The following is a 6,000-nucleotide window of genomic DNA, read 5'->3' as shown; positions in this document are numbered from 1 at the left end:
GGATAGAGCAGCCTGGTAGCTCGTCGGGCTCATAACCCGAAGGTCAGTGGTTCAAATCCACTTCCCGCCACCAAATTCAAGCGAACCCTGTAATCATTAAGGTTTCAGGGTTTTGTTTTTGGAAACCACTAGAGACAGACAAAGCGACGCGGGATAGAGCAGCCTGGTAGCTCGTCGGGCTCATAACCCGAAGGTCAGTGGTTCAAATCCACTTCCCGCCACCAAATTAAATAAGACAAGCCCCGGCAGCCTAAAAGTTGCTGGGGTTTGTTTTATACCGTCCCTGACCTCTATCTGTAAGAAAAATTAGGACACAGCACTGCTGTGTCCCTACTGGATATTTGTGTTTTATCCAAAAGGAAAAGATCGGACCGATCCTCAACTTCCAGACTTAACCCCATACTTTTCGACGATCGATCGTTTGTGCAAGCTTAATTTGTCAAAAATCTGCAATCCGATATCCATCTTTTTCAACTCAGGATTTTAAATTGCTAAATCGGCTGAGCTTCCAGCCAATCAAAAATCAGGTTTAACTGTTCCAGTGTAACTAATCCGTACTGCCACAGAACCATCGGCAGTTGGCTGGCGTCTTGTTCACCGTGTCGGAGAGCAACGGCGATCGCAGAATTCGATATCGCCAACTCCCCCCGCAAATAATCGAGTAGTAGAGCCTTTCCCATCACCTTCACCGCCAGTTTTATACGATATTGTAAAGATATGTAGCTTAGCCGGCTGAATCAGAAGTTTAATAGTCCTAATTTTCTGTTGAGAATCGGCGATGTGGTGTGATGGAAACGGCACAAAACTTGTGATAAAACTCATAAAAAAAGGCGATCGCAGTCACAATAATTCCGACCATCAAAAATTGGGTTCCGCGATCGCTTGCTTCAAATGAATTAATTTAAAATTGCTAAAGTCCTAGCTGAAGCTGAACTCCCGCTTCTGTGCCACTGTCGGTTTGTTTGGGAGGTAAAGGATTTCCTTGACGCTGGGCGTCCGAAGGAGTAGTGATAAATTCCAATGGGCCATCGATTTTGAGGCGAAATGTGTCGCCCAAGCTGCTTTCCCTTCTAGCAGAATTAGCCGCCGTTTCTGGTTCACCAATCAAGTTTTGGTAGTCCGAGTCTACGGTTCTGTCCTCCACAGTCCTGAGGGAGTCGCCGGATAAAGTCGTTTCCGAATTTTGGGGCGCTGGTTGCAGTCTTTGTTGGGCGAGAACCGCCGGGGTGAAACCGATAAAAATTGAACTCAGTCCAAGAGCAGTGCCAAGAGTAGCAATAACTGCGTTCATCATCCATGCCTCCGCTAGTTGCATCCTACTATGCTTATTGTACTCAGCCGGAATTAAGTTGCACTCTATCAAAAGTAGCTGCTTGTGGAGATATCAATTAAAGTTCCGGCAAAACTTATAACTTTGGATAGCGTTATCGGAAACATACAACTGACGCAGCAACCGGGTTGAAACGCCAAAATACGTCATTTCAGGAATGAGTCAACCAAAAACTCGGTTTGTTTGATTAGCGCACGTCGGGAGTAGAAAAATAGTTAGTGCTGGAGGCACGGACTGGTATCCACCAGTTTTTTTGTCATGAAAATAGTTCGTTGCTGCAGGCCGAAACGCTAATAAAACCCCGTTTCAGATACCAGTTTAAAAAAGAATGCAAAAGCGGGCAAATTCTAAACCCTTACAGAATCAGTCTTTCCCAATTGTTTAATTCTTTCATCTCAAATCTATAATAGTATGAGCGTGTAGGGCGATCCTAGGATTAATAGTGCATTCCTCTCGATCGCCCCTGTTGTTAAAGGGGACGATCGCGCTAAGATGGCGGTGGCAGTCGTTAAAAATTCAATTACCAGCGACAAATTCCGAACTCTTAACAGCACTTTGCCTACTAAAACCATCTCAACTTCAAAATTTGCCCTCGTCAGGCTTTACTTTTCTGAAATGTTGTGGGTTCGTAATATTTCTGCTTCATCATGCCAATCAGATATTTGACCGACCAAATTTTAAAAATGTCAGGCAAAGTGCCAATTCGCATCGTCCTTGTTGTGCCTTTTGCCCTTCAGACTTTCGCTGCTGTAGGGTTGACGGGGTGGCTGTCGCTGCGGAACGGGCGCATAGCCGTCAACCATGTTGCCGCACAACTGCGGACAGAAGTCACATCGCGTATCCAGCAACATATTAATAATTATATTGAAACGCCACACCAAATCAATCAGCTCAATCTCGATGCCATCCGTCTCGGCATGGTGAACGAGCAGGATAGTGATAGTTTGCAACGCTACTTCTACAAACAAATCAAAATTTTTGACAAAATTAGCTACATTCAATTCGCATCCGAAAAAAAAGATTTTATTGGAGTTGAACGCCTCGAAGACGGCAAGTTGCAAGTTCAGATTTCTAATCAATCTACTGGCTATAATTTGCATAGCTACGTGCTGTCGGAGTTCGACGAACCAACCAAGCTATTAAAAACTACTCTCAACTACGACCCCCGCGCCCGACCTTGGTACATAGCTCCGGTGCGCGCAGGGAAACCGACTTGGAGTAAAATTTATAATTATTTTGACGCTCCCAAACTAGCGATTACGGCTGCTCAACCAGTTTATGGCGAGGATGGGAAACTGATAGGAATTCTGGGTTCTGACTTGGCACTTTCCAAGCTCAATCAATTCTTGGAAACTCTAAAAATTGGCAAATCAGGACAGACTTTTATTGTAGAAAGGTCTGGGCAATTGGTGGCAAATTCTACTCTGGAACCGCCATTTATTGTTAGTAATGGTGTTGCGAAACGGATTGTGGCAGCCAGTAGCAAGAATGTTCTAATTCGATCGACCGCCCGCTATTTGACAGAACACTTCGGGGATTTGCACAAAATTGACAGATCTCGCCAGTTAGATTTTACGATCGACGGTCAACGGCAATTTCTACAGGTGACGCCGCTTTTAGACAGCAGGGGCCTCGACTGGTTGATTGTGGTGGCGGTTCCGGAAGCCGATTTTATGGAAAGGATTAATGCCAACACTCGCTACACAGTGTTGCTGTGTTTCGGTGCTTTGGTGGTGGCAACGGCGATTGGCGCTCTGACTTCGAGGTGGATTGTTGTACCGATTCAGCGTCTGAGCAAGGCTGCCGAGGCTTTGTCGCGGGGAGAATGGGACGGGATGGCGGTAGATTTCCGCTTGATGGCGTCTGTAGAGCGGGAGGATGAGGTGGGTGTCCTGGCTCGCTCTTTTAATATGATGGCCGCTCAATTGGAAGAGTCGTTTACTACTCTCGAAGATCGGGTAGAATCTGCGATCGCCGACAAAAATGAATTAATTCTTTCTTTGCAAAAATCGCAGCAAAAACTGGCTCTCCATCTTCACCAAACTCCTTTGGGGGCGATTGAATGGGATCTAAACTTTGAAGTAGCGGAATGGAATTTGTCAGCGGAAAGAATTTTTGGATACAACCGCTTGGAAGCAATGGGACGCCACGGAGTCGATCTAATAGTTCCTGAAAGTGCTAAGGAGTATGTCAGGCAACTATCTATCACTTTGCTAACTAATCAAGGAGGAATTAGTAGCATTAACGAGAACATGACAAAGGACGGCAAAATTATTCTTTGCGAGTGGTACAATACGACTTTGGTTGATGCTGACGGCAGCATTATCGGGGTGGCATCGCTGATTCAGGATGTGACTGAATTTCACAGTGCTGTGGGGCAGTTGCGGGCTAGCGAGGAGCGGTTTCGTCAGTTGGCAGAAAATATTCATGAGGTATTTTGGATTAGAGAACCCAATCAAAAGCAGCTAGTTTATGTGAGCCCTGCTTGCGAGAAAATATGGAATTTGAGCTGTCAGAGTTTGCAGTCAGAACCGGAGGCTTTTTGGGATGCTATTCACCCGGAGGATCTCGATCGCGTCAAGGCTGCTTTTGAGAAACAGGTGCTGGGCGATTATGATGAGGAGTATCGGGTAGTGCGATCCCCTACGGGGGCTACGCCAACGGAAGGTTCAGTTTGCTGGGTGCGCGATCGGGCTTTTCCAGTCCGCAGCCAAACCGGAGAAATTTACCGCATCGTCGGTATTGCTGAAGATATTACTCAGCGCAAATTAGCAGAAGAATTCCAAAAAGTAGCGGAAATAGCTCAAGCCGCAAGCCAAGCCAAAAGCGCCTTTTTAGCGAATATGAGCCACGAATTGCGAACTCCCCTCAATGCGATTATTGGTTACAGCGATATGCTCAAAGAAGACGCCGAGGATTTAGGCTGCGAAGATTTTATCCCCGACTTGCACAAAATTCAAATGGCGGGCAAACACTTGCTGTCTTTAATTAGCGACATTCTAGATATTTCTAAAATTGAAGCAGGGCGGATGGAACTTTACTTAGAAACTTTCAACCCGGTTAATTTAATTGACGAGGTAGTTTCTACTGTCAAACCCTTGGTATATAAAAATTATAATAAGTTTGAAGTTGATTGTGGTAGCGATTTAGAAGTGATGTATGCTGACATTACCAAAACTCGTCAAATATTGCTCAACCTGCTGAGCAATGCAGCTAAATTTACAGAAAACGGCACTATTACCCTCTGCATTGAAAGAGTTAAACATGAAAGCTTAACAACTCAAGAAATAGCAGAACCTTCCGACTTAATAATTTTTCGCGTAGCTGATACGGGCATTGGGATTTCCTCCGAACAATTGCAGCATTTATTTCAAGCTTTTATGCAGGGCGACGCCTCAACTACGCGCAAGTACGGCGGCACTGGTTTGGGATTGACTATTAGCCGTCACTTTTGCGTGATGATGGGTGGCGATATGCAGGTTGAAAGCGAGTTAGGTTGCGGTTCGGTTTTTACAGTGTGCTTGCCGGCGCGGGTTGAATTATTAGTAAGCAGTTAGTCTTGCTGTCCGGGATGCAATTCTTACAGAATAAACCAGGTTTATTGACAAAAAACCTACGCTTTCAGATAAGTTCGGGGCAATAAACTACGGTCATGATACCGTGCACCATAAGTCCTAATCCTAGTTAATTTTCCGTTTCTGCCGCCCCAAAAATTGAGCGGTTAATACCCCGCCGACAAAGCCAAAGAAATGCGCTTGCCAGGAAACTCCCGGCTGCGAGGGCAAAACTCCCCAAATTAAACTGCCGTAGAAAAAACCGACAACTAAAGATACCAAAATAGAGGTAAAGCTGCGTTCAAAATAGCCACGCAGCAGCAAGAAGCCGAAATAACCAAAGATTAATCCGCTGGCACCAATGTGAACGGAATAGGGGGCGCCGGTCAGCCAAACTCCGAATCCGCTGACTAGCACCGTGACGGCACTCACGATAAAAAAGTCGCTAATTTCTCGCAGCATTATCAACCAACCAAATGTCACAAAAGGGAGGGTATTGGCTGCTAAGTGAGCAAAACTGCCGTGCAAAAAAGGCATAAACAGGATGCCTTGAAGTCCGTCGATGCTGCGGGGGCGGACTCCGTAGGCATTCAGCCTGCCTCGGAACACGAATACATCGACAATTTCGATAATCCAGAGGAGGGAGACGAAGCCGCCGAGAATGGCGGCGTGGCTTTGCAATTCGCGGGTGATAGCTTTGCTTTCTGGGTTGCTCATGGGTTGTGAGGGCGGTGATACCGATTATTTCTCATTGTAGGAGTTTCTGAGCGATCGCGACCAAATATAGTTGGGGCAAGGTTTCAGGGTTGTTTGCAGCAGAGCTTATTTAGAAATATGATAAGTTTTATTAAAAGTTCCGCATTTTCACGTATAGGATAATTCACCTCGATGCGTCACAATTGTAATTGAACTACAAAAGGAGAGTCAACCGAAGGTTGAAGCTAAAAAGTAGAAGACAGAATTTTTACCCTATCAATCAATTGTTGGGCTTGAAATGAGGACACTTTTTAGAGTGCACACCGTCTTTAAAAAAAAATCAGGAACTACTTTTCTCGCCCTAAGTCATTAATTTAAGAAGTTCAATCCGGTAAAGCAAAACGAGATGCTGTAGATACT

The 6,000-nt window shown here is 45.3% G+C and carries 4 protein-coding genes and 2 tRNA genes; 3 read left to right on the top strand and 3 right to left on the bottom strand.

Annotation, left to right across the window (positions count from 1 at the left end; all coding sequences use genetic code 11):
• Window positions 1–73: transfer RNA gene (locus QUA20_RS20365), tRNA-Met, on the top strand.
• A gap of 74 nt (window positions 74–147) precedes the next feature.
• Window positions 148–224: transfer RNA gene (locus QUA20_RS20360), tRNA-Met, on the top strand.
• A gap of 267 nt (window positions 225–491) precedes the next feature.
• On the opposite strand, the gene QUA20_RS20355 is transcribed toward QUA20_RS20360, so the two are convergent.
• A complete protein-coding gene (locus QUA20_RS20355) occupies window positions 492–680 on the bottom strand; it encodes a DUF2949 domain-containing protein (RefSeq protein WP_333190865.1) in 189 nt (62 codons plus the stop codon).
• A gap of 230 nt (window positions 681–910) precedes the next feature.
• Window positions 911–1,315: a hypothetical protein gene (locus tag QUA20_RS20350; RefSeq protein ID WP_333190864.1), complete on the bottom strand. Its 405-nt coding sequence runs from the start codon at window positions 1,313–1,315 to the stop codon at window positions 911–913.
• Window positions 1,316–2,013: 698 nt separating this feature from the next.
• Here QUA20_RS20350 and QUA20_RS20345 point away from each other — a divergent pair.
• A complete protein-coding gene (locus QUA20_RS20345; RefSeq protein ID WP_333190863.1) occupies window positions 2,014–4,887 on the top strand; it encodes a PAS domain S-box protein in 2,874 nt (957 codons plus the stop codon).
• Window positions 4,888–5,010: 123 nt separating this feature from the next.
• Here QUA20_RS20345 and QUA20_RS20340 read toward each other — a convergent pair whose 3' ends face one another.
• Window positions 5,011–5,601, bottom strand: a complete 591-nt coding sequence (locus tag QUA20_RS20340; RefSeq protein WP_172189944.1) for a rhomboid family intramembrane serine protease — start codon at window positions 5,599–5,601, stop codon at window positions 5,011–5,013.
• Window positions 5,602–6,000 lie beyond the last annotated feature (399 nt).

Source organism: Microcoleus sp. Pol7_A1, from assembly GCF_036701085.1.
Lineage (GTDB): Bacteria > Cyanobacteriota > Cyanobacteriia > Cyanobacteriales > Microcoleaceae > Microcoleus > Microcoleus asticus.
The sequence above is the reverse complement of the archived record's forward strand: the minus strand, read 5'-3'. Positions and strand labels throughout refer to the sequence as shown.

What these genes read in the sequence shown, in the direction of transcription:
- QUA20_RS20340 (WP_172189944.1), bottom strand. Translation starts at nt 5,601, where the DNA reads ATGAGCAACCCAGAAAGCAAAGCTATCACCCGCGAATTGCAAAGCCAC.
- QUA20_RS20350 (WP_333190864.1), bottom strand. Translation starts at nt 1,315, where the DNA reads ATGCAACTAGCGGAGGCATGGATGATGAACGCAGTTATTGCTACTCTT.
- QUA20_RS20355 (WP_333190865.1), bottom strand. Translation starts at nt 680, where the DNA reads ATGGGAAAGGCTCTACTACTCGATTATTTGCGGGGGGAGTTGGCGATA.
- QUA20_RS20345 (WP_333190863.1), top strand. Translation starts at nt 2,014, where the DNA reads ATGTCAGGCAAAGTGCCAATTCGCATCGTCCTTGTTGTGCCTTTTGCC.